This is a genomic window from Klebsiella sp. X13, assembly GCF_003323835.1.
Lineage (GTDB): Bacteria > Pseudomonadota > Gammaproteobacteria > Enterobacterales > Enterobacteriaceae > Klebsiella > Klebsiella ornithinolytica.
Genome location: NZ_CP030874.1, coordinates 2,289,635 through 2,307,664, shown reverse-complemented (window position 1 = coordinate 2,307,664; position 18,030 = coordinate 2,289,635). Strand labels below are relative to the sequence as shown.

General features: G+C 57.6%; 16 protein-coding genes. 4 read left to right on the top strand and 12 right to left on the bottom strand.

Annotated elements, in window-relative coordinates; translation table 11 throughout:
• Nucleotides 1-46 precede the first annotated feature (46 nt).
• The 10 genes from ccmB to DSD31_RS10930 all read right to left on the bottom strand — a co-directional run bounded on the left by ccmB (nucleotide 47) and on the right by DSD31_RS10930 (nucleotide 12,322).
• Nucleotides 47-706 carry a heme exporter protein CcmB gene (gene ccmB / locus DSD31_RS10975; RefSeq protein WP_113991039.1) on the bottom strand — a complete coding sequence of 220 codons (660 nt, stop codon included), beginning with the start codon at nucleotides 704-706 and terminating at the stop codon, nucleotides 47-49.
• Nucleotides 703-1,326, bottom strand: coding sequence for a cytochrome c biogenesis heme-transporting ATPase CcmA (ccmA, locus tag DSD31_RS10970; RefSeq protein ID WP_015584146.1), 624 nt, complete (start codon nucleotides 1,324-1,326; stop codon nucleotides 703-705). Before ccmA ends, ccmB begins: the two co-directional genes overlap by 4 nt.
• A gap of 83 nt (nucleotides 1,327-1,409) precedes the next feature.
• Nucleotides 1,410-2,753, bottom strand: a complete 1,344-nt coding sequence (locus DSD31_RS10965; protein WP_160873501.1) for a c-type cytochrome — start codon at nucleotides 2,751-2,753, stop codon at nucleotides 1,410-1,412.
• 10 nt (nucleotides 2,754-2,763) lie between these two features.
• On the bottom strand, nucleotides 2,764-4,548 hold the full coding sequence (locus tag DSD31_RS10960) for a GMC family oxidoreductase (RefSeq protein WP_004863011.1): 1,785 nt from the start codon (nucleotides 4,546-4,548) through the stop codon (nucleotides 2,764-2,766).
• 2 nt (nucleotides 4,549-4,550) lie between these two features.
• On the bottom strand, nucleotides 4,551-5,297 hold the full coding sequence (locus tag DSD31_RS10955) for a gluconate 2-dehydrogenase subunit 3 family protein (RefSeq protein WP_004863012.1): 747 nt from the start codon (nucleotides 5,295-5,297) through the stop codon (nucleotides 4,551-4,553).
• Between the two features lie 650 nt (nucleotides 5,298-5,947).
• Nucleotides 5,948-7,018 carry an ABC transporter ATP-binding protein gene (locus DSD31_RS10950; protein ID WP_004863014.1) on the bottom strand — a complete coding sequence of 357 codons (1,071 nt, stop codon included), beginning with the start codon at nucleotides 7,016-7,018 and terminating at the stop codon, nucleotides 5,948-5,950.
• On the bottom strand, nucleotides 7,011-8,780 hold the full coding sequence (locus DSD31_RS10945; protein WP_113991038.1) for an ABC transporter permease: 1,770 nt from the start codon (nucleotides 8,778-8,780) through the stop codon (nucleotides 7,011-7,013). The genes DSD31_RS10950 and DSD31_RS10945 overlap by 8 nt, the downstream gene beginning before the upstream one ends.
• 107 nt (nucleotides 8,781-8,887) lie before the next feature.
• Nucleotides 8,888-9,976, bottom strand: coding sequence for an ABC transporter substrate-binding protein (locus tag DSD31_RS10940; protein ID WP_004863020.1), 1,089 nt, complete (start codon nucleotides 9,974-9,976; stop codon nucleotides 8,888-8,890).
• A 401-nt stretch (nucleotides 9,977-10,377) separates the two neighbouring features.
• On the bottom strand, nucleotides 10,378-11,202 hold the full coding sequence (locus tag DSD31_RS10935; RefSeq protein ID WP_004863021.1) for a phytanoyl-CoA dioxygenase family protein: 825 nt from the start codon (nucleotides 11,200-11,202) through the stop codon (nucleotides 10,378-10,380).
• A 205-nt stretch (nucleotides 11,203-11,407) separates the two neighbouring features.
• On the bottom strand, nucleotides 11,408-12,322 hold the full coding sequence (locus DSD31_RS10930; RefSeq protein ID WP_004863024.1) for a LysR family transcriptional regulator: 915 nt from the start codon (nucleotides 12,320-12,322) through the stop codon (nucleotides 11,408-11,410).
• 499 nt (nucleotides 12,323-12,821) lie between these two features.
• On the opposite strand from DSD31_RS10930, the gene DSD31_RS10920 reads away from it, so the two are divergent.
• Genes DSD31_RS10920 through DSD31_RS10905 form a run of 4 tightly spaced genes read left to right on the top strand, consistent with a single transcriptional unit; the run spans nucleotide 12,822 to nucleotide 16,815 of the window.
• Complete coding sequence (locus DSD31_RS10920; protein ID WP_004863028.1) at nucleotides 12,822-14,342, top strand: amino acid ABC transporter permease/ATP-binding protein; 1,521 nt, start codon at nucleotides 12,822-12,824, stop codon at nucleotides 14,340-14,342.
• Between the two features lie 25 nt (nucleotides 14,343-14,367).
• Complete coding sequence (locus DSD31_RS10915; protein WP_004863029.1) at nucleotides 14,368-15,240, top strand: phytanoyl-CoA dioxygenase family protein; 873 nt, start codon at nucleotides 14,368-14,370, stop codon at nucleotides 15,238-15,240.
• Between the two features lie 20 nt (nucleotides 15,241-15,260).
• Nucleotides 15,261-16,079 carry a transporter substrate-binding domain-containing protein gene (locus DSD31_RS10910; RefSeq protein ID WP_004863034.1) on the top strand — a complete coding sequence of 273 codons (819 nt, stop codon included), beginning with the start codon at nucleotides 15,261-15,263 and terminating at the stop codon, nucleotides 16,077-16,079.
• Nucleotides 16,080-16,083: 4 nt separating this feature from the next.
• On the top strand, nucleotides 16,084-16,815 hold the full coding sequence (locus DSD31_RS10905) for a class II aldolase and adducin N-terminal domain-containing protein (RefSeq protein ID WP_032717710.1): 732 nt from the start codon (nucleotides 16,084-16,086) through the stop codon (nucleotides 16,813-16,815).
• A 40-nt stretch (nucleotides 16,816-16,855) separates the two neighbouring features.
• Here the strand turns inward: DSD31_RS10905 and DSD31_RS10900 are convergent, their stop codons facing one another.
• Together DSD31_RS10900 and DSD31_RS10895 are read right to left on the bottom strand one after the other, a co-directional pair.
• Nucleotides 16,856-17,347 carry a TlpA family protein disulfide reductase gene (locus tag DSD31_RS10900; RefSeq protein WP_015584140.1) on the bottom strand — a complete coding sequence of 164 codons (492 nt, stop codon included), beginning with the start codon at nucleotides 17,345-17,347 and terminating at the stop codon, nucleotides 16,856-16,858.
• The gene (locus DSD31_RS10895) at nucleotides 17,334-18,029 is read right to left on the bottom strand and encodes an ABC transporter ATP-binding protein (RefSeq protein ID WP_113991037.1); all 696 of its coding nucleotides are present in this window, start codon (nucleotides 18,027-18,029) and stop codon (nucleotides 17,334-17,336) included. The genes DSD31_RS10900 and DSD31_RS10895 overlap by 14 nt, the downstream gene beginning before the upstream one ends.
• Nucleotide 18,030 lies beyond the last annotated feature (1 nt).

The following is an 18,030-nucleotide window of genomic DNA, read 5'->3' as shown; positions in this document are numbered from 1 at the left end:
GCTCACACTACTGTTTTTATGACTGCGGCAGCGTCACCGCAGCGAATTATTGCACCGTCAGCCGTAATGCGGCGGCGGTGGCGAACGGACACAACGTGGCGCTGGCGGCTAAAAACGCCGCCAGAATCGCCAGATAGCCATCCACCGGCAGCCCCGCGGCGCCAGCCTGAATGGCGCCGTAGGCAAAAATAAGCAGCGGAACCGACAGCGGCAGCACCAGCAGACTCAGCAGAACCCCGCCGCGCCGCAGCCCTACCGTCAGGCCGACGCCAACCGCACCGAGAAAACTCAGGGTCGGCGTCCCCAGCAGCAGGGTCAGCGCCAGTACGCCGGCATCGTGGGGGGCCATCCCCAGCAGCAGCGCCGCCAGCGGGGATACCACCAGCAGCGGCAGACCGGTCATCGCCCAATGGGCGAGCACCTTGACCACAACCACCGCCACCAGCGGTGTCGGCAGCAGCAGCAGTTGCTCAAGCGAACCGTCCTGCCAGTCGTCGCGAAACAGGCGGTCCATCACCAGCAGCGCCGCCAGCAGCGCGGCAACCCAGACAATGCCGGGCGCGATCTGTACCAGCAGCTGCGGGTCGGCGCCGACGCCAAACGGAAACAGGGTGATCACCACCAGGAAAAACCACAGCGGATTGAGAATCTCTGCCCCGTTGCGCCATGCCAGGCGCATTTCGCGGGCAAACAGCGTCCACATCATGCGTTTTCCTCCTCTCCGGCGCCGAGCCTTAACGTGCGCAGAGCGCAGGCCAGCGGACGCAGGGGCTGATGAGTCGTGAGGATCGCGCTGCCACCCGCCAGAACATGCTGCTCCAGCCGACGACTTAAGGTCGCAATAGCCGACGCGTCGAGCGCGGTAAACGGCTCGTCAAGGATCCACAGCGTCGCCGACGTCAACCACAGACGGGTCAACGCCACCCGCCGCTGCTGTCCGGCGGAGAGCTGACTCAGCGGGACATCTTCATAACCCGCCAGCCCCATTTCGGCCAGCGCCGCTTCTCGCGTCTGCTGCCGGGTTTGCGGGAAGAAGAAATGCAAATTTTCGTCCGCGGTCAGCGCCGTTTTGACGCCGGGCTTATGCCCGAGCCACAGCAGCTGACGATGAAACGCTTCACGCACGCTCGCCAGCGGTTCGCCCTGCCAGCTCACCGTACCGCTTTCCGGACGCGTCAGGCCGCACAGCATCCGCAGCAGCGAGGTTTTCCCGGCGCCGTTATCGCCGGCCACCTGCAGGAGTTCGCCTGGCCCGACCGTCAGAGTCAGCGCCTGGAACAGCACCCGGTCATCAAAGATGCCGCTCAGTCCTTCGGCATGCAGCATGAATGTACTCTCCTTGGTTCAGACCGCCGTTAGCGTCGACAATCCGTTCGGGATGCGCCACCCGGGCGGCGCATCCACGACGGTTACTGACCGGAAACCGGCAGTTTCGAGATGTCGACATTACCTGTCGCCTTCTCATCGCGAACGATCGACTTGTCCTTACGCACTTTTGCCACATCGCTGGCGCTCACCGGCGAGGCGTGGTTCCCCCAGCTGGTGCGGATAAAGTTGACCACATCCGCCACCTGCTGGTCATCCAGACGCCAGCCGAACGAGGGCATGGTCAGATTAGACACCGCATTTTTCACCGCCGGCGTGGTGCTGCCGGTGAGGATGATGTGGATGAGCGACGTCGCATCATCGGTCTGCACTACCGGGTTGCCCTTCAGCGACGGGAAGGCGCGCTTGTAACCCACGCCATCGGTACGGTGGCAGGCCGCGCAGTTATCCACGTACAGCGCCGCGCCGGGCTTGCTGTCATCGCCCTTCCACAGATCCTTCGCTACGCTGTCTTCAACCGGCGCCGGGGTCTGTTTTCCACCGCGCGGCGGCAGCGATTTCAGATAGCGGGCAATCGCGGTGATATCGTCGTCAGAGAGATACTGCAGGCTGTGTTCCACTACATCGCTCATTCCCCCGAAGACCACGGACTTATCGTTACGCCCGGTTTTCAGGAACTCCGCCAGTTCGGCTTCGCTCCAGGTGCCCAGACCGTCCCGATTTTCACCGCGCAGGCTGGAAGCCACCCAGCCGTCAATCGGCGCATTGCTGCCTGCCAGATAGTCGTCACCCTCGCTTTCGCTAAGCGCTTTTTCCTGCATCGTCAGGCTACGCGGAGTGTGGCAGGCCCCGCAGTGACCGAGTCCCTCCACCAGATAGCGCCCGCGCTCCAGCACCGGGTCGACCTGCGGATTCGCGACAAAATCGGCCGGCGTCGGAGCGAAGATCCCGCGCCAGAACGCCAGCGGCCAGCGCATTGACAGCGGCCACGGAATATCGGTATCGCGATTCGCCTCGGCAACCGGCGCCACGCCATGCATAAAGTAGGCGTACATCGCCCGCATATCCGCTTCGCTCACCCGGGCGAATGACGGGTACGGCATCGCCGGATAGAGGGTTGAGCCATCCTTGCGAACCCCTTTGCGCACCGCGTCGTCGAACTCCTCGAAGGTATAGCCGCCGATGCCGTGGGCGCTGTCCGGGGTAATGTTGGTGGAGTAAATCGTGCCAATAGGCGTCTCCATCGCCAGGCCGCCGGCAAAAGGTTTCCCCTCTTTACCGTTGGTGTGACAGGCCACGCAGTCCCCGGCCCGCGCCAGATACTCGCCCTGCTGAATCAAATTGCTGTCCGCGGGCGCCTCTTCGGCAAACGCCGCACAGCTTAACGCACCGAGCACCAGTGCCGATAACCATTGCATTTTCATCATTTGCCTTCCTTTATGCCTGCACCAGTGGACCCGGGTTTTTCAGGTACCGTTCACGGATCGCTTTTGCTGACCAGTAGGCCAGCGCGGCCACCGTCCCCGTCGGGTTATATCCCAGACCCTGCGGGAAGGCCGAAGCGCCGATAACGAAGACGTTATGCACGTCCCAGCTTTGCAGATAGCGGTTCACCGCGCTGGTTTTCGGATCTTCGCCCATTACCGCGCCGCCGTTCATATGGGTGGTCTGGTAGCTGGTGGTGTCAAAGTGGCTGTTGGCATTTTTCGGGCTGCCGAGCAGATATTTCGGCTTCATCGCTTTGGCGATCGGCGCCATCTTATCGAACATGAACTGCGCCATCTTGATGTCGTTTTCCTGCCAGTCAAAGGTCATTCGCAGCAGCGGCTGGCCGAAGACGTTTTTGTAGTTCGGGTCGAGATCGAGATAGTTCTGGCGGTAGGACTGGTGCGCGCCGTGGGCGTCCATCGACAGATGATGGGTGTAGGTATCGGCAACCGCCGATTTCCACTTGCTGCCCCACGCCGGCGTCCCCGGAGGAACCGGAAGTCCGGAGATGGGTTTGGTCCCGGCCTGGTTGACCCAGAACGGCGAGCCGCCGACAAAGCCGGCCTCGGCATGGTCGAAGTTATCGGCGTTAAAGTCATCCACCCCGACACCGTTACCACCGGCGCCGATAAACGGATTGGTAAAGGTATTCTTATCAAAAATAGCCTTGATGGTGGTCATATTCTGATAGGCGAAGTTGCGACCCACCACCCCTTCCCCGGTTTGCGGATCGTAGGGTTTACCAATGCCGGAAAGCAGCATCAGGTGAACGTTGTGGAACTGGAAGGCGCCGATAATCACCAGATCTGCCGGCTGCTCCATTTCGCGCCCCTGTCCGTCGACGTAAGTCACGCCGGTGGCGCGCTGCTTATCGGCGGTCAGATTGACCTTCAGAACATTAGCGTTGGTGCGCAGCTCAAAGCGCTTTTCCTGGCGCAGCGCGGGCAGGATGTTGACGTTCGGCGAGGCTTTGGAATACATGTAGCAGGCGTAGCCGCTGCAGTAGCCGCAGAAGTTGCACGGTCCCATCTGCGCGCCGTAAGGGTTGGTGTAGGAGTCCGAGGTGTTCGCCGACGGCAGATTGTAGGGGTGGTAACCCACTTCCCGCGCCGCTTTCTCAAACAGCTGCGCCGACCAGGTGTTTTTCTGCGCCGGCAGCGGGAAGTCGTCCGAACGGTCCGGCGCAAAGGCGTTGCCGCCGCGCCCTTTGCCGACTACCTGTCCCTTCACCGACCAGGCGGTACCGGAGGTGCCAAAGACCTTTTCAGCCTTATCGAAGAAGGGCTCCAGCTCGTCGTAGGTGACGCCAAAATCCTGAATAATCATATCCTGCGGGATAAAGCTTTTGCCGTAGCGCTCTTCATAGTGGCTGCGCATGCGCAGTTCTATCGGATCCACGCGGAAATGGACCCCGGACCAGTGAAGTCCGGCGCCACCGACGCCGGTCCCCGGCAAAAAGGCCGCCAGCTGGCGATACGGTACCGCCTGCTGGCTGGTGTTATGACGAATAGTGACGGTGCTTTTCGACAGATCCTGGAATAACTTACGGCGAATATTGTAAGTCAGCTCGTCAACCACCTGCGGATAAGCACCGTCAGGCCAGGTATCGCGCATCGGGCCGCGCTCCAGGGCGACAACATTTAATCCGGCTTCGGTCAGCTCTTTGGCCATAATGGCGCCAACCCAGCCAAAGCCCACAATCGCGACGTCGGTTTTTTTCAGTACGGTGGTCATCGTTATGCCCTCTCCCCATTAATTGATACCGGCGGGAGGGGATAGCGTTCACCCCGTTCAACCCAGTCCATAAAGTCGGCGCGTGCGCCGGGAAAATTAATCAGCGTCCAGCCAACCATGCCTTTGTTGCCGCCATGAATCGGATCGCTGAAGAAACCTTCGCGGGTGTTTTGCAGCAGATAAGAGAAGAACAGCGAAGACGGCAGCTGTTTAAAGGCGGCGCTGCCGGCTTCAAACTGACTTAAAGCGGCATCCTGTTGTTCCGGGGTCAGCCCGGCGAACGGCTGGTGATACTGGCCCTGGCACCATTCATCGGCGTCGGCAATCCCGAGGTTGTAGATCTGTTTGGGGACCAACGGTAGCTGATAACCCATCTCTTTTGGTACATCGGGGTTAAACGGCCCCTGCATGTACCAGATGGAACCGGTGGCATACGGAGTATTCATCTGCCGATCGATAAACTCCGGTACGCCGGCTTCGCGTGCGCCAGGCCCCAGTTCATCGGCCGGAATGAGGCGCGCTACCGCGGCGTTGATAAATGCCCACTCGCGTTCGTTAAAAAACTGCGGTTTCCAGTCGCCGGTGGTCGCGGAAGCGGATCCGCCGGCAGTGGCACGCTCCGCCGCCTGCGCGGTGCTGGCGGCGGCAACCGCGCCGACGCTGCCGCTACCGATCACGACCGTGGGTATCAAAGCCATTGATTTTACTAAAAAATCACGCCTCGAATTATTGGTTTTTTCGCTCGACATTCTCACATTCCTGTCAATTAAATTACTGATTTTGTTGTTACAAGCCCAGCAAACGCTGCTTTGGAACCGATTCCAGAAAGGTACCGCTTTAGCGGACCTGCTGGCACGACGCCATTAAGTCGTACAAAAAATAAATCGCCGCTGGCGATGATGTTTATAGAGTTATCGTTTGGATATTAGTCGATTCTCATACACCGTCATGAAAAAAAGGAAAATATCCCTTTTCATTTGATAATCAGAACGCGTATGCAATATCCAGAGGGCAGAAATGGGGGTGGAATCAGCGCCGAAGTAGGTCTGACCATTTTCCCAAAAAAGAGTGATACGTATCACAAATGTTGCTTTTTTGTTTATGGTACATGGCTGTCTGGCAGCGTGCAAACGTAAGATTCCGTAAAAAGTAAACAATTTGAGCGGTTAAATTGCTTAATAACGGATATTAACTGTATTTCGCGCAATGCTTATTCGCTGAGAGACAATGCACAATGCCGCCGGCGATGAATTATTCGCCGCGACGGTGAATAGAGACAGAATATAGAATTACCGCAGTGAAATTGTTTCTTAACGGTATATTTTCATGACGCCAGTATTACGCTATTTATTTCGCGGACGGCGCTCACGCTATCGCCGTCCGCCAGAGACGTTCAGGCCTACGTTCGCGGGAAAATCCACAGATCATTGGCCGGGAAAGTCAGGTGACAATGCCCGTCGTCGCGCAGCGCTGGACCATAGGCGCGAATAGCGAAATCATCTCCCCGGGTACGGAACAGATACTCCCAGCGGTCGCCGAGATACATACTGGTTAACAGCGGTAGCTCCAGCATATTATCCTGGGGCGTCGCCCCAAGGCACAGACGCTCTACGCGGATCACCGCCGTCGCCTCCTGCCCGACGCTGACCCGTCCGTCCGCCATTCCCCACAGCGCCCAGCTCGCCCCTTCAATCCGCGCCCGACCGTCCATCACATCGGTAATCTTACCGTGCAGGCGGTTATTGCTGCCCATGAACTCGGCGGCAAACAGAGTCGCCGGATTGCCATACATCTCCTGCGGCGTCCCCTGCTGTTCAATCACGCCATTGTTGAGCAGCAGGATACGATCGGAAATCGCCATCGCTTCGTTCTGATCGTGCGTGACCATCAGCGCCGACAGCCCCAGCTTGATAATCAGCTCGCGCAGAAAAACCCGCGCCTCTTCGCGTAATTTGGCGTCAAGGTTCGACAGCGGTTCATCAAGCAGGATAACCGGCGGGTTGTAGACCAGCGCCCGACCAATCGCCACGCGCTGCTGCTGCCCTCCCGATAGCTGATGCGGATGGCGGTTTCCGAGGTGCCCCAGCCCCAGCTGATCGAGCACCGCCTGCACCCGCTGTTTCATTTCGCCAGAGGCGACTTTCCGCAGCCTGAGCGGGTAGGCAACGTTCTCGAATACCGTTTTGTGCGGCCACAGAGCGTAGGACTGAAACACCAGCCCAAGATTGCGCGCCTCGGCCGGAATTTCGCTGCGCGGATTGCCGTCATAGACCGTCTGCTTGCCGATAGCGATCCGCCCGCCGGTGGGCTTCTCCAGCCCGGCAACCGCACGCAGTAAGGTGGTTTTTCCGCTGCCAGACGGTCCCAGCAGCGACACCACTTCTCCCCGCTTCAAGGTCATCGACACCCCTTTCAGCACCGGGTTGTCACCGTAGGTCAGATGCAGATTTTCTACTGATAATTCAATCATGTAATTTCACTCCAAAGCGCAGGGCGATACCTAACCCGACCACCACCAGCAGGATATTGATAAACGAAAGCGCGGCGACAATATCGATGGCTCCCGCCGCCCACAGCGAGACCAGCATCGAACCAATGGTCTCCGTTCCCGGCGAGAGCAGATAGACGCCGGTGGAATACTCACGCTCAAAGATCAGAAACATCAGCAGCCAGGAACCAATCAGGCCGTAGCGCGACAGCGGCACCGTAACGTGGCGCGTGACCTGGCCCCGCGAGGCGCCGTTGCTCCGGGCGGCTTCCTCCAGCTCCGGCGCCACCTGGAGCAGGGTTGAGGAGATCAACCGCAGCCCGTAGGCCATCCACACAACGGTGTAGGCCAGCCAGACGCTGAAAATGGTATTGCGCAGCGCCCGCAGCTGCACAATCAGATGTTCGCGTAGCCAGTCGGCCACCGGCAGCGCCGAGAGCCAGCCGTTTTTCAGCGACTGATCCAGCCACATCGGCAGGAATAAAAACACCCACAGGAACGCCAGTCCGGCCAGCAGGCCCGGCACCGCACGCGGAACCAGCACGCTGTAGTCGAGAAAGCGCGTGACATTATCCGCTTTGCGATGCATCGCAATCCCGACAAACAGGTAGCAGATCACCGCCAGCGCGCCGCCGAAAATACCGATGGCCATGGAGTTGACGATGGCCCGCAGCAGGTTCGGCTGCTGCCAGATATTACGGAAGGTCGCCAGCGAGAGTTCATCCCAGAGAGAAACCCCCACCCCCCAGTTGGAGATAAACGCCCGCAAGGCTACGCCAATCAGCGGCACGCCGATAGTCACGGTTAGCCAGAAGACCACCACCCCGCCGGCAACCCAGCGCCACCTGCCGAGCGGTAGCGCTCGCGCCTGCGACGCTTTGCCCTTCATGGTCACAAACCGATTGGCCGTGCGCATCAGGCGACGCTGCAGCATGACCAGCGGAATGGTGATGCAGATAAGGACGACCGCCACCGCCGCCATCAGGTGGTATGAAGGGGTTCCAAGCTTATTGGTCAGCTTATAGAGATAGGTCGCCAGCACCATATTGCCTTCGGGGTCGCCGAGTACCAGCATCAGGCCGAACACTTCCAGACCGAGGAAAAACAGCAGCACGCAGGCATAGAGAATCGACGGACGTACCATCGGCAGGCTGACCGAGGTCATCACCTGCAGCGGAGATGCCCCTACCGTCCGCGCCGCCTCTTCGACATCCGAACCGACGCTACGCAGCGCGGAGGAGATATAGAGATAGGCATGCGGGACGTGAGTCAGCCCGGCAATCACCACAATGCTGAACATGGAATAGATATTCCACGGCACAACCCCCAGCAGCTGCTCTGCCCATTGCGAGAAAAACCCGACCGGTCCGGCGGCGACCACATAACCAAAAGCCAGTACCATCGGAGAAACAAAAATCGGCACCAGAATCAGCGGTTCAATAAACCGTCGCCCGGGCAAATCAGTACGCACCATTAAGAATGCGAGGATCCCGCCCAGCGGTATCGCAATCAGCACCAGCCCCACCGCCAGAATAAAACCGGACTTCAGCGCGAGATAAAAGTCGGGGTCGGTAAAAATAAATTCAAAGGCCCCGAGGCTGAATTCTTTGCTGCGGGCGAAAAACGGGGCGGAAAGAAAGCTCTGCACCACGATAAATAACAGCGGGATATAAATCACTAATGCCGTTATCACTACCACGATGCCACGCGGTAGCCCCTGCCACTTTCTGCGTATTACATTCATAGCTTATCCCTTTGGTCAGGCGCGGAGTACAAACCAGACGGGTGTTGAAAACCGGGAATACCCGGCGCGAAAAGGCGGCGCATCCGATGATGCGCCTCCGGCAGGTATTATTTTGCGGCGGCGGTACGCCATTGTTTGATAAATTCCAGACGTTTTTTCGGTTCCAGATATTCCAGTAACGTTTCATCGACCGGAATCGGCTTCAGGGCATTGCCCAACATTTTGGTCATGCCGTCGATATCGTTTTTACCTTCGATATCATTACGAATAGAGGGAATATCCGCCTGGTTGGCCAGAATACTCTGCCCCTTTTCCGACAGAACATAATCGAACCACAGTCTGGCGGCATTCGGGTGTTCGGATTCCTGAGTAATAAACGAGACCCGCGACAATACCAGCACATAATCTTTTGGATAGGAAATGCCTAATGAGGGATCGGTTTTCGCCCGCGCCTCGGCGTAGGAGCCGAGAATGTTATAGCCCAGCAGGTTTTCACCCGAGGAGACCCTCTCCATCATGGTGCCGGTTGAAGACTGCACGGTCAGACCGCCTTTTGCCATCCCGGCCAGATCGGCGAAATAGTTGGCGTCGGCTTTGCTGTCCTGTACCGCCAGCATGAAGCCCAGCCCCGATTTCTCGATATCGTAGGTGGTCACTTTGCCTTTGAATTTATCCGCCTGCGCGGTGACCAGTTTGGCCAGCGCGGTGTGCGAATCCGGGACATCACCCTGCGGAATCAAACGTTTGTTATAGATAAAGACCACCGGTTCGTAGGTGGTTCCATAGGCTTTTTGCTGCCAGACCGCCCATTTCGGCAGCTTGCTCAGTTCCGGAGAGGCGTACTTTTCGGCATAATCCGTCGCCAGTTTTAGCGCCGTATCCATCGATGAACTCCAGACCACATCGCCGCTCCCGCCGCCCGCCGCCTGCTCGCTGATATAGCGATTATAGAGTTCGGTACTGTTCATATCGTTATATTCAACTTTTATCCCGGGGTATTGCGCCTCAAACCCTTTAATTAACGGGCCTGCGGCTTTGGTATCCGTCGTCGAATAGATCACGACCTTGCCCTCTTTCACCCCGGCATCAACCACTTTTTGATAATCAGCCGGGTAACCCTGAGGTAATTCTGCCAGAACAGAACAGGAGAAGACTGTCGTCAGTGAAACCACTAAACCACCAATTTTCCTATGCATAAAACCAACCCTTAATTATCATTTATTAAACACAAATTTAACATATAGCGAGACATCAGGACGTTGCAATGACGGGGGGTGTTTTTTTCCGGCTTTTGTGACGCTGGCTTAATTTAAATAAACTGGCGCCCGCGGCGGTCAAAAAATCGAGGAATAAGGCGAAGAATATTTACCCGCGCCCGCCACCGAATATTAAGAAACCTTAAGAATCAGCGGCGCTGTTGATTAAACGGGCGCCGTGCCTTTCCTGCAATAGAATGGCTGCAGGCCACAACTGACCTGCAGGAGGGCAATTTACCGCCACTGAATTGCGTTGCGGAAAATAATATGGGCGATAGGGCTAACAGGGGAAAATGGTGGCCGGGCAAATTCAGGCCGCGAGGAGACGGCCCGGTGATAATTCAACATGACTCTCGCGGCCAGACCCGGGGAAACAGCGGCGAGACCAGCGCCTCGCCATCTTTCAGCGTCAGCTCCGGGAACGGCGGCGAGGTGACTCCGCCGCGATCGGCGAAGGTGGCGTCATCCCCGACCCAGCGAGCGGAGAAAACCCGCCGCGCGCGCGCGGTCGCATTGCCCCGCGCGCCGTGCAGCGTCCGGTAATGAAAGGCGACGGCATCTCCCGGCTCCAGCGCCCAGCTAACAATATCGTAATCGTCCTGATGCGCATCAATATCCGGCAGCTCTTTAAAACGGCTGTGTGCGTAAAGCTTTGAGCCGTTAAAACGGGTTGGGCTGAACTCGTCGCCCCAGCGGTGGGAACCGCGGATGCAGCGCAGCGAGATCGCTTCCGCCACCGGGTCCAGCGGGATCCAGAAGCTGACGTTTTGCTGCCCTTCGACGCAATAATAGGGCTGATCGTGATGCCAGGGCGTCACCGTGCTGCCGCCGGGCGGCTTCACCAGCGTATGTTCATGGAAAAACGTTGCCGTCTTCGATTGCATCAGCGCTGCGGCGATTTCCGCCGCCGGCGAATGCAGGACAAAGCGTTCAAAGTCAGGGATCCGCGACCAGTTGCAATAATCCTGAAAGAACGGGGCGGAGCCATCTTTCGGCACAACCGTGCGGGCGTGGCCATACTCGCTGGGGTTGGCCATCAGCTCCGCGACGCCGGCGGCCAGGCTTTCAATCCACGGCCTGAACACCCCCTTCAGCAACACGACGCCATCCTGCTGATAGCTGTCGATGATCTGCGAATCAATATGTGGGTCACGCTGATTTTGCATAGCTAACCTTCCTGTGTGGAGAGATGAGGCGGCTGAAGGTGCCCCTGGCAGGCCAGCGGTTTAGCCACCGCGAATGGAACCCACACAGAATATTTAATCCGCCATCGCGGGTAAATTATTATAAAACGAGTCGCTGAATAGAAAATTACGAGCCTTAACGGCAGCGTAAAATAAATAAGCCTGCAGTGACCGCAGGCTTATTTATTCAAAAATGTGCGGGGGTTAATTCAATACTGCGGCAATAGTCCATAAACAGTTGCGTGGGCCGGGTCGGTTCATTATTGGCAAGATGCGCCATAATTAATGTCGAAGCGGGCATCTCATCTTCAATATCTAACTGCACCAGTTTCTCGCCGTCATAGGTCATATCGCACAACGGCCGGGTGACTAATACCGAAAACCCCAGTCCCTGTCCTACCATACAGCGAACCATTTCGATCGAGGGCGAACTGTACGCCACTTCAGGGTGATAGCCCTTCTCTTTAAATATGGTGATGAAATAATTCTTGCTGGGCACCGCATCGAGCAAAATCATCGGTTCATGGCTGAGTTCCTGCAAGGTGACGCTATTTTTCTGCGCCAATGGATGGCTGGCCGGCAGCAGCGCATAGGGTTTATGCGGTGCATTCAGCATCTCTTTATTGACCGAATGACCTAATTCCAGATCGTAGACCAGCGCCAGATCGAAACGCCCGCGATGCAGGCCGTGCATTAACTCATGCTGTTCACCGTCATACAGCTGGAGGGTAATGTCGGGGTACATTTTTTTAAACCCGGCGACCAGCTTTGGCATGTACAGCGGCGCGACGGACTCAAAGCAGCCGACGGAAATCGTCCCGGAAACCAGCTCTTTATCGGCGCGGGAGTTTTGTTCAAACTCATAGGAGAGCCGCAGCAGCTCTTTTGCTTTCTCATAAAAACGCCTTCCGCAGGAGGTCAGCGAGACGCCCTGAGCATGATGGCGAATAAACAGCTGCTGCTCAAAAGTGCTTTCAAGGTTTTTAATGGCAATCGAGATCGACGGCTGGGCAATATGGAGCTGCCGGGAGGCTTCAGCGATACTCTCGGTCTCTACAACGGTGACGAAGTATTTAAGTTGTTTGAGCGTGAATCGCGTCATAGCCTCACCCTTTACGGAATATTGTCACAAGCGGAAACGGTATAGTTTCCTGATATGCAATTTGCAAGCATCGTGCCATTTCGCCGGGATTCGCTTATTTCCTCGCTGAGCAAATGATTTATTTAGCGTCCCGGCGAAGTCAACATTATACCGACACCGCCGCATCCGCTTAATTGCACCAACCTGAATCAGGCTGCACCAAATTAATTCCTCGCGCGCCCCAACATGGCACAACTCGCGATTTAAACGCCCGTTCCGTTATCCCTTCCGCGCAATTGTTTTTTTAATGTTTAGTTCTTGTTTCGTACTCATTGCTTTAAATTTATTGGAATTAATCCACCTGTATAGTTTTTTTAAACTTAAAGGCCAAAAATTTACTAATTGCCTCGCAGCGAAAACTGCCAGCATAGTGTTATTGCAAGATAAACCCTGGCGATGCCCCATTTTTGATCATCGGTATCGCATTCATGTCCATTCATTATGGCGAGTGAAATAGCCCATGACGTTTAACTGGAACTACATGTTAAGTCTGCTCAGCGATGCAGATTTTTGGCAGGCCACCTGGACCGTCATTAAATTAAGTCTGCTGACCTGGGGTTGCAGTATTGTGCTGGGATTTGTTCTCGCCCTGGCCAAGCAGTCGCCGCGCAAACTGTTTAATCTTCCGGCGCGGCTCTATATCTGGCTGTTCCGCAGCCTGCCGCTGCTGGTACTGCTGATATTCGTCTATAACCTGCCCCAGGCGGTGCCGTCGTCAGCGCCAGTGCTCAACGATCCGTTCTGGGCCGGCCTGCTGGCGATGGTGCTGAGTGAGGCCGCCTACGTCGCCGAAATCCACCGGGGCGGCCTGCTTTCAATACCTAAAGGCCAGAGCGAAGCCGCCCGGGCGCTGGGACTGCGCTATGCCGGCACCCAATGGCGGGTGATTATTCCTCAGGCGCTGCGCGTCGCCCTCCCGGCGTTGGCCAACGAATATATTGCCGTCGTGAAGCTCAGTTCGCTGGTGTCGGTCATCTCCCTGACCGAGATTTTAATGGTCGGCCAGCGTCTGTATTCGCAAAATTTCCTGGTGATGGAAACCATGGCGGCAGTGGCGTTCTACTACGTGCTGATCGTGACCGTTTTCGACTTCCTGCTCAAACGGCTGGAGAGCTATCTCGATGTCACCCGGCGGAAAGTCACCCGCCCCATCGACAGCGAGATGCAGCGGCTGGCGACCCAAACACGCCCGGTAATCGTGCGCAGCGCGGTCGATAATCCGCAGCCGGCGCTGCAGGCGTCAAAACTGCACAAAGCCTATAACAATGTGGAAGTGCTCGGGGCCGTCAGCCTGCAAATTCAGCCGGGAGAGGTGGTTTCAGTGATTGGCCCTTCCGGCTCCGGGAAAACCACGCTGATCCGCCTGCTCAACGGACTTGAGCAGATCGACAACGGCGAAATTCGGATCAACGGCCAGCCGTTTATTCACCTCGATCGCCAGGGCGTGCAGAAACCGCGTTTTATGGAGAATGCGCAGTACCGCCTCAACATCGGCATGGTCTTCCAGAGTTTTAACCTGTTCCCCCATCTGACGGTTCTCGGCAACCTGCTGCTGGCGCCGCGCTACCACCGGCTGGCCCCGGACGCCGAGTTGAAGCAGCAGGCCTGCGAATTACTGCATAAGGTCGGCATGCTGGAGCACGCGTGGAAATATCCGCACCAGCTCTCTGGCGGCCAGCAACAGCGCGTCGCCATTGCCCGGGCCCTGATGATGCGACCGCAAATCATGCTGTTCGATGAACCCACCTCGGCGCTTGACCCGGAAAAGGTCAATGAAGTGCTCCAGGTTATCGAATCGCTGGCCCATGAAGGCATCACCATGGTCATCGTGACCCATGAAATGAATTTTGCCTTCAAAGTCTCTGACCGGATTGTCTTTATGGAAAAAGGTCGCGTGGTGTGCGACGACACGCCGCAGGCGATGCGCGACGGTAACCACCCGCGCGTTGACGCCTTCCTGAAAGATGTCTCCCTGGCTTAACTCTCCGTTTGTGAAAGGAAAAATTATGATCGCGCAGTGGCAAATCGAACAGTTTCATCAGCAGGGTTTTCTGGTGGTCGAAGGGGTGCTATCGCCTGACGAAATCGCCGCCTTGCAGCAGGATTTTGACGGTTGGGTCGAAGAGAGCCGCCGCCACACCGAGGTGTGGGGCGAGACGCTCGACGGTCGCCCGCGTTTCGACCTTGAAGGGGATCACCGCGCCGATCACCCCTCGCTGCGCCGGGTCAGTTCGCCGACGGAGATTTCCGTCGCCTTCGAACATGCCGCCCTGCAATCGCGTATGGCGACCATCGCCGCCCAGCTGATCGGCGGTAGCGGCACCCGTTTTCATCACAGTAAAATCAACTCCAAGCTGCCGTTTACCGCGACGCAGGTGAAATGGCATCAGGATTTTCTGTTCACGCCGCACAGCAATGACGACATCATCACGGCCCTGCTGATGATCAGCGACGTCACGCCGGAAAACGGCCCGCTGAACGTGGTGCCGGGGAGCCATAAGGGGCCGCTGTGGTCCCACTGGCAGGAGGGGCGTTTTACCGGTTCGGTTGACGACGAGGTGGTATCCGCGCAGTGCCAGCAGCCCGCCGCCTGCTTTGGCCCCTCAGGCTCGGTGTGCTTTATGCATACCCGTCTGCTCCACGCCTCGAGCCCTAATGAGACCGAACTGCCGCGGACGCTGTTTATCAGCGTTTACGCCGCCGAGGACGCCCTGCCCTTTGGCGAAAACCCCTTACCAAGCCTGCACGCGGGCCAACTGGTAGCCGGCGTGGAGAGCGGCCTGGTACGCAGCGCCGCCAACCAATTACGTTTGCCGCAGAAGCCGCGCGGTGCCTCATTCTTCGTTCAGCAGGCCGGCCACGATCTTGCCAGCATGTAATGTCATCCCTGGAGGTTTTTATGAAACGATTTAATGCTCTGCTTCTTTGCACCGCCGGCGCCCTGACCTCGTTCAGCACTTTTGCGGCGTTCCTGCAGCCGGGGAAAATTACCGCCGGTTCGGATATGACCTTTTATCCTTATGAATATATGCAAAACAACCAACCGACCGGTTTTGATATTGAGTTTCTCGCCGGTGTGGCTAAAACCATTGGCCGCGAGGCGGTGAATACCGATACCCGTTTTCCTAATCTGATCCCCGGTCTGCAGGGCGGGCGGTTCGATATTACCAACTCCTCGATGTATATCACCGCCGAACGCCTGAAGGTGATTGACATGGTGCCATACCTGAAAAGCGGCGAATCGATCCTGGCGCTTAAAGGCGCCAGCTATCAGCCTAAAACTCCGGAAGCGTTCTGCGGCCATAAAATCGGCTCGATGGGAGCCACCTCCTGGCTGGCGCAGCTGCAAAAACTGTCGGCGGACTACTGCGTGAAGAAAGGCCTGCCGCCCATTGCGCTGAGCGAGTACAGCACCGATCCGCAAACCACCCAGGCGCTGCTGTCGCGGGCGGTGGAGGCGCAGATTACCGATGCGGCGGTGGCGCGTGGCGTCGTTGAGAAACTGGGCGATCGGATCGTTATCTCTTCCGATACCTTAATTTACCCGGTGCTGAACGGCTTTGGCGTCAAAAAAGGCAACAGCGAAGTGAAAAGCGCCCTTGAGGAGGGGCTGAAGAAATTCAGCGCCACGCCGGAATACGCGGCGCTGCTGAAAAAATATCACTTCCAGCCGCCGACGGAAGACGACCTGAAAACCCTGATGCCGAAAGCGGAGTAAGGCGATGGCTTACTCTTTCGAAGAACAAACGCGGATCGATCTGGCGGCGACCTTTCGCATCATCGCGCATCTCGGCATGCACGAGGCCGTCGCCAACCACTTTAGCGCGGCCCTGTCGCCGGACGGCAAAAAGTTTCTGCTGAATCCGAAGTGGAAACACTTTTCGCGGATCCGCGCCAGCGACCTGCTGCTGCTGGATGCCGATGATGAAGCGACCGCGCAGCGACCGGACGTGGACGCCACCGCGTGGGCAATCCACGGCCAGATCCATCAGCGGCTGCCGCAGGCGCGGGCGGTGCTGCATCTGCACCCGATCTACACCACCAGCGTCGCCTGCCTGGCGAATCCGCAGATCCTGCCGGTCGATCAGAATAGCGCGCGCTATTTTAATCGCGTGGCGGTGGATACGCTGTATGGCGGGATGGCGGATACCGTCGCCGAAGGGGCGAGGCTGGCCGGGCTGCTGGCGGATAAACGCCGCCTGCTGATGGGCAACCACGGGGTACTGGTTACCGCCGCGACCATCGGCGAGGCGTTTGACGATATCTGGACGCTGGAGCGGGCCTGCCAGATTCTGGTCACCGCGTGGTCAACCGGCCAGCCGCTGAAGGTGTTGTCGGCTGAGGTGGCGGAGAAAACTGCCCAGGACTGGGAGAATATCGCCGATTTTTCCCGCCAGCACTTCGCCGAAATGAAGCAGCTGATGATTGATGCCGATCCTTCGCTGCTGGACTGAGCGATAACCCCTCTGTCCCGGGCCAGCGCCCGGGATGCCGCTATTCAGATTGGGCCAGGCGGGTAAAAACCGCCTGGAGTTCTTCGGGTTTTCGCCACCCCTGATGCAGGTCGCGCACCCGCCCGCGTGCGTCAATCACTATCGATGTCGGCGTCCCGATCACCTGATAACGATCCTGAGTAATATGAAGCTGATCGCGCAGCACCGGGTAGCTGATGCCATGCTTCGCCAGCAGCGGAGCGATATCCACCTGCTCCGGGTCGGTATTCACCCCCACCACCACCAGTTTATCCGGCCAGCGTTGGCTGAGCGTCTGCAGCGTATCCATTTCCGCGAGACAACCTCCGCAGCTGGCCGACCAGAAGTTGAGATACACCGCCTTCCCTTCCCAACGTTCCAGGCTGGCAGGTTTCCCTTGCAAATCAAAAGCCGCCAGCGCAGGTGCCGTCTCACCACGTGCCAGCTTCTCTTCTTTACAGCCGGCCAGGAGCAGAACCAGCAGCATCGCTATCATCACTTCAGGCATGCGCATGGGGATTCATCTCCTCACCGAGATATTTGCCGTGCTGGAGCCGAACGATACGGTCGGCGAATTTTCCCAGCGCCGGGTTGTGGGTCACCATCACGATAGTGCGCCCCTGACGATGCAGGTCGGTCAGCAGGTCCAGCACCCGCTGTTCATTCTCTTCATCCAGGTTACCGGTGGGCTCATCGGCAAAAATCACCGGGGGTTCATTCACCAGCGCCCGGGCAATACAGACTCGCTGCTGCTCCCCGCCGGAGAGCTGGCTGGGTAAATGGGTCATGCGATGTTCAAGGCCAACCTGCGCCAGCACAGCCCTGGCCGCCGCCTCATCGACGACGCTGTGGTAATGCTGCGCCAGCATGATGTTTTCCAGCGCCGTCAGAAAGGGAATCAGATGAAACTGCTGAAACACCAGGCCTATCTTCTGCGCGCGAACGCGCCGTCGCCCTTCTTCATCCAGCGCCGCGGCATCGGTTCCGTCGAGGATAACCAGCCCCTCGCTGGCGGTGTCCAGACAGGTCAGAATATTCATCAGCGTCGTTTTCCCGGAGCCTGAAGCCCCCATAATGGCGACGAATTCACCGCGGGCGATGCACAAATTAATGTCATCCAGCGCGGTAACCTCTCCGAAGCGCTTAGATAAATGACGGGTTTCAATCGCCATCTGACGTAAAGGCGTGACGGTCATG

Excerpts from the sequence above, each read along its gene's own strand:
- ccmB (WP_113991039.1), bottom strand. The coding sequence starts at position 706 with ATGATGTGGACGCTGTTTGCCCGCGAAATGCGCCTGGCATGGCGCAAC.
- ccmA (WP_015584146.1), bottom strand. The coding sequence starts at position 1,326 with ATGCTGCATGCCGAAGGACTGAGCGGCATCTTTGATGACCGGGTGCTG.
- DSD31_RS10965 (WP_160873501.1), bottom strand. The coding sequence starts at position 2,753 with ATGATGAAAATGCAATGGTTATCGGCACTGGTGCTCGGTGCGTTAAGC.
- DSD31_RS10960 (WP_004863011.1), bottom strand. The coding sequence starts at position 4,548 with ATGACCACCGTACTGAAAAAAACCGACGTCGCGATTGTGGGCTTTGGC.
- DSD31_RS10955 (WP_004863012.1), bottom strand. The coding sequence starts at position 5,297 with ATGTCGAGCGAAAAAACCAATAATTCGAGGCGTGATTTTTTAGTAAAA.
- DSD31_RS10950 (WP_004863014.1), bottom strand. The coding sequence starts at position 7,018 with ATGATTGAATTATCAGTAGAAAATCTGCATCTGACCTACGGTGACAAC.
- DSD31_RS10945 (WP_113991038.1), bottom strand. The coding sequence starts at position 8,780 with ATGAATGTAATACGCAGAAAGTGGCAGGGGCTACCGCGTGGCATCGTG.
- DSD31_RS10940 (WP_004863020.1), bottom strand. The coding sequence starts at position 9,976 with ATGCATAGGAAAATTGGTGGTTTAGTGGTTTCACTGACGACAGTCTTC.
- DSD31_RS10935 (WP_004863021.1), bottom strand. The coding sequence starts at position 11,202 with ATGCAAAATCAGCGTGACCCACATATTGATTCGCAGATCATCGACAGC.
- DSD31_RS10930 (WP_004863024.1), bottom strand. The coding sequence starts at position 12,322 with ATGACGCGATTCACGCTCAAACAACTTAAATACTTCGTCACCGTTGTA.
- DSD31_RS10920 (WP_004863028.1), top strand. The coding sequence starts at position 12,822 with ATGACGTTTAACTGGAACTACATGTTAAGTCTGCTCAGCGATGCAGAT.
- DSD31_RS10915 (WP_004863029.1), top strand. The coding sequence starts at position 14,368 with ATGATCGCGCAGTGGCAAATCGAACAGTTTCATCAGCAGGGTTTTCTG.
- DSD31_RS10910 (WP_004863034.1), top strand. The coding sequence starts at position 15,261 with ATGAAACGATTTAATGCTCTGCTTCTTTGCACCGCCGGCGCCCTGACC.
- DSD31_RS10905 (WP_032717710.1), top strand. The coding sequence starts at position 16,084 with ATGGCTTACTCTTTCGAAGAACAAACGCGGATCGATCTGGCGGCGACC.
- DSD31_RS10900 (WP_015584140.1), bottom strand. The coding sequence starts at position 17,347 with ATGCGCATGCCTGAAGTGATGATAGCGATGCTGCTGGTTCTGCTCCTG.
- DSD31_RS10895 (WP_113991037.1), bottom strand. The coding sequence starts at position 18,029 with ATGACCGTCACGCCTTTACGTCAGATGGCGATTGAAACCCGTCATTTA.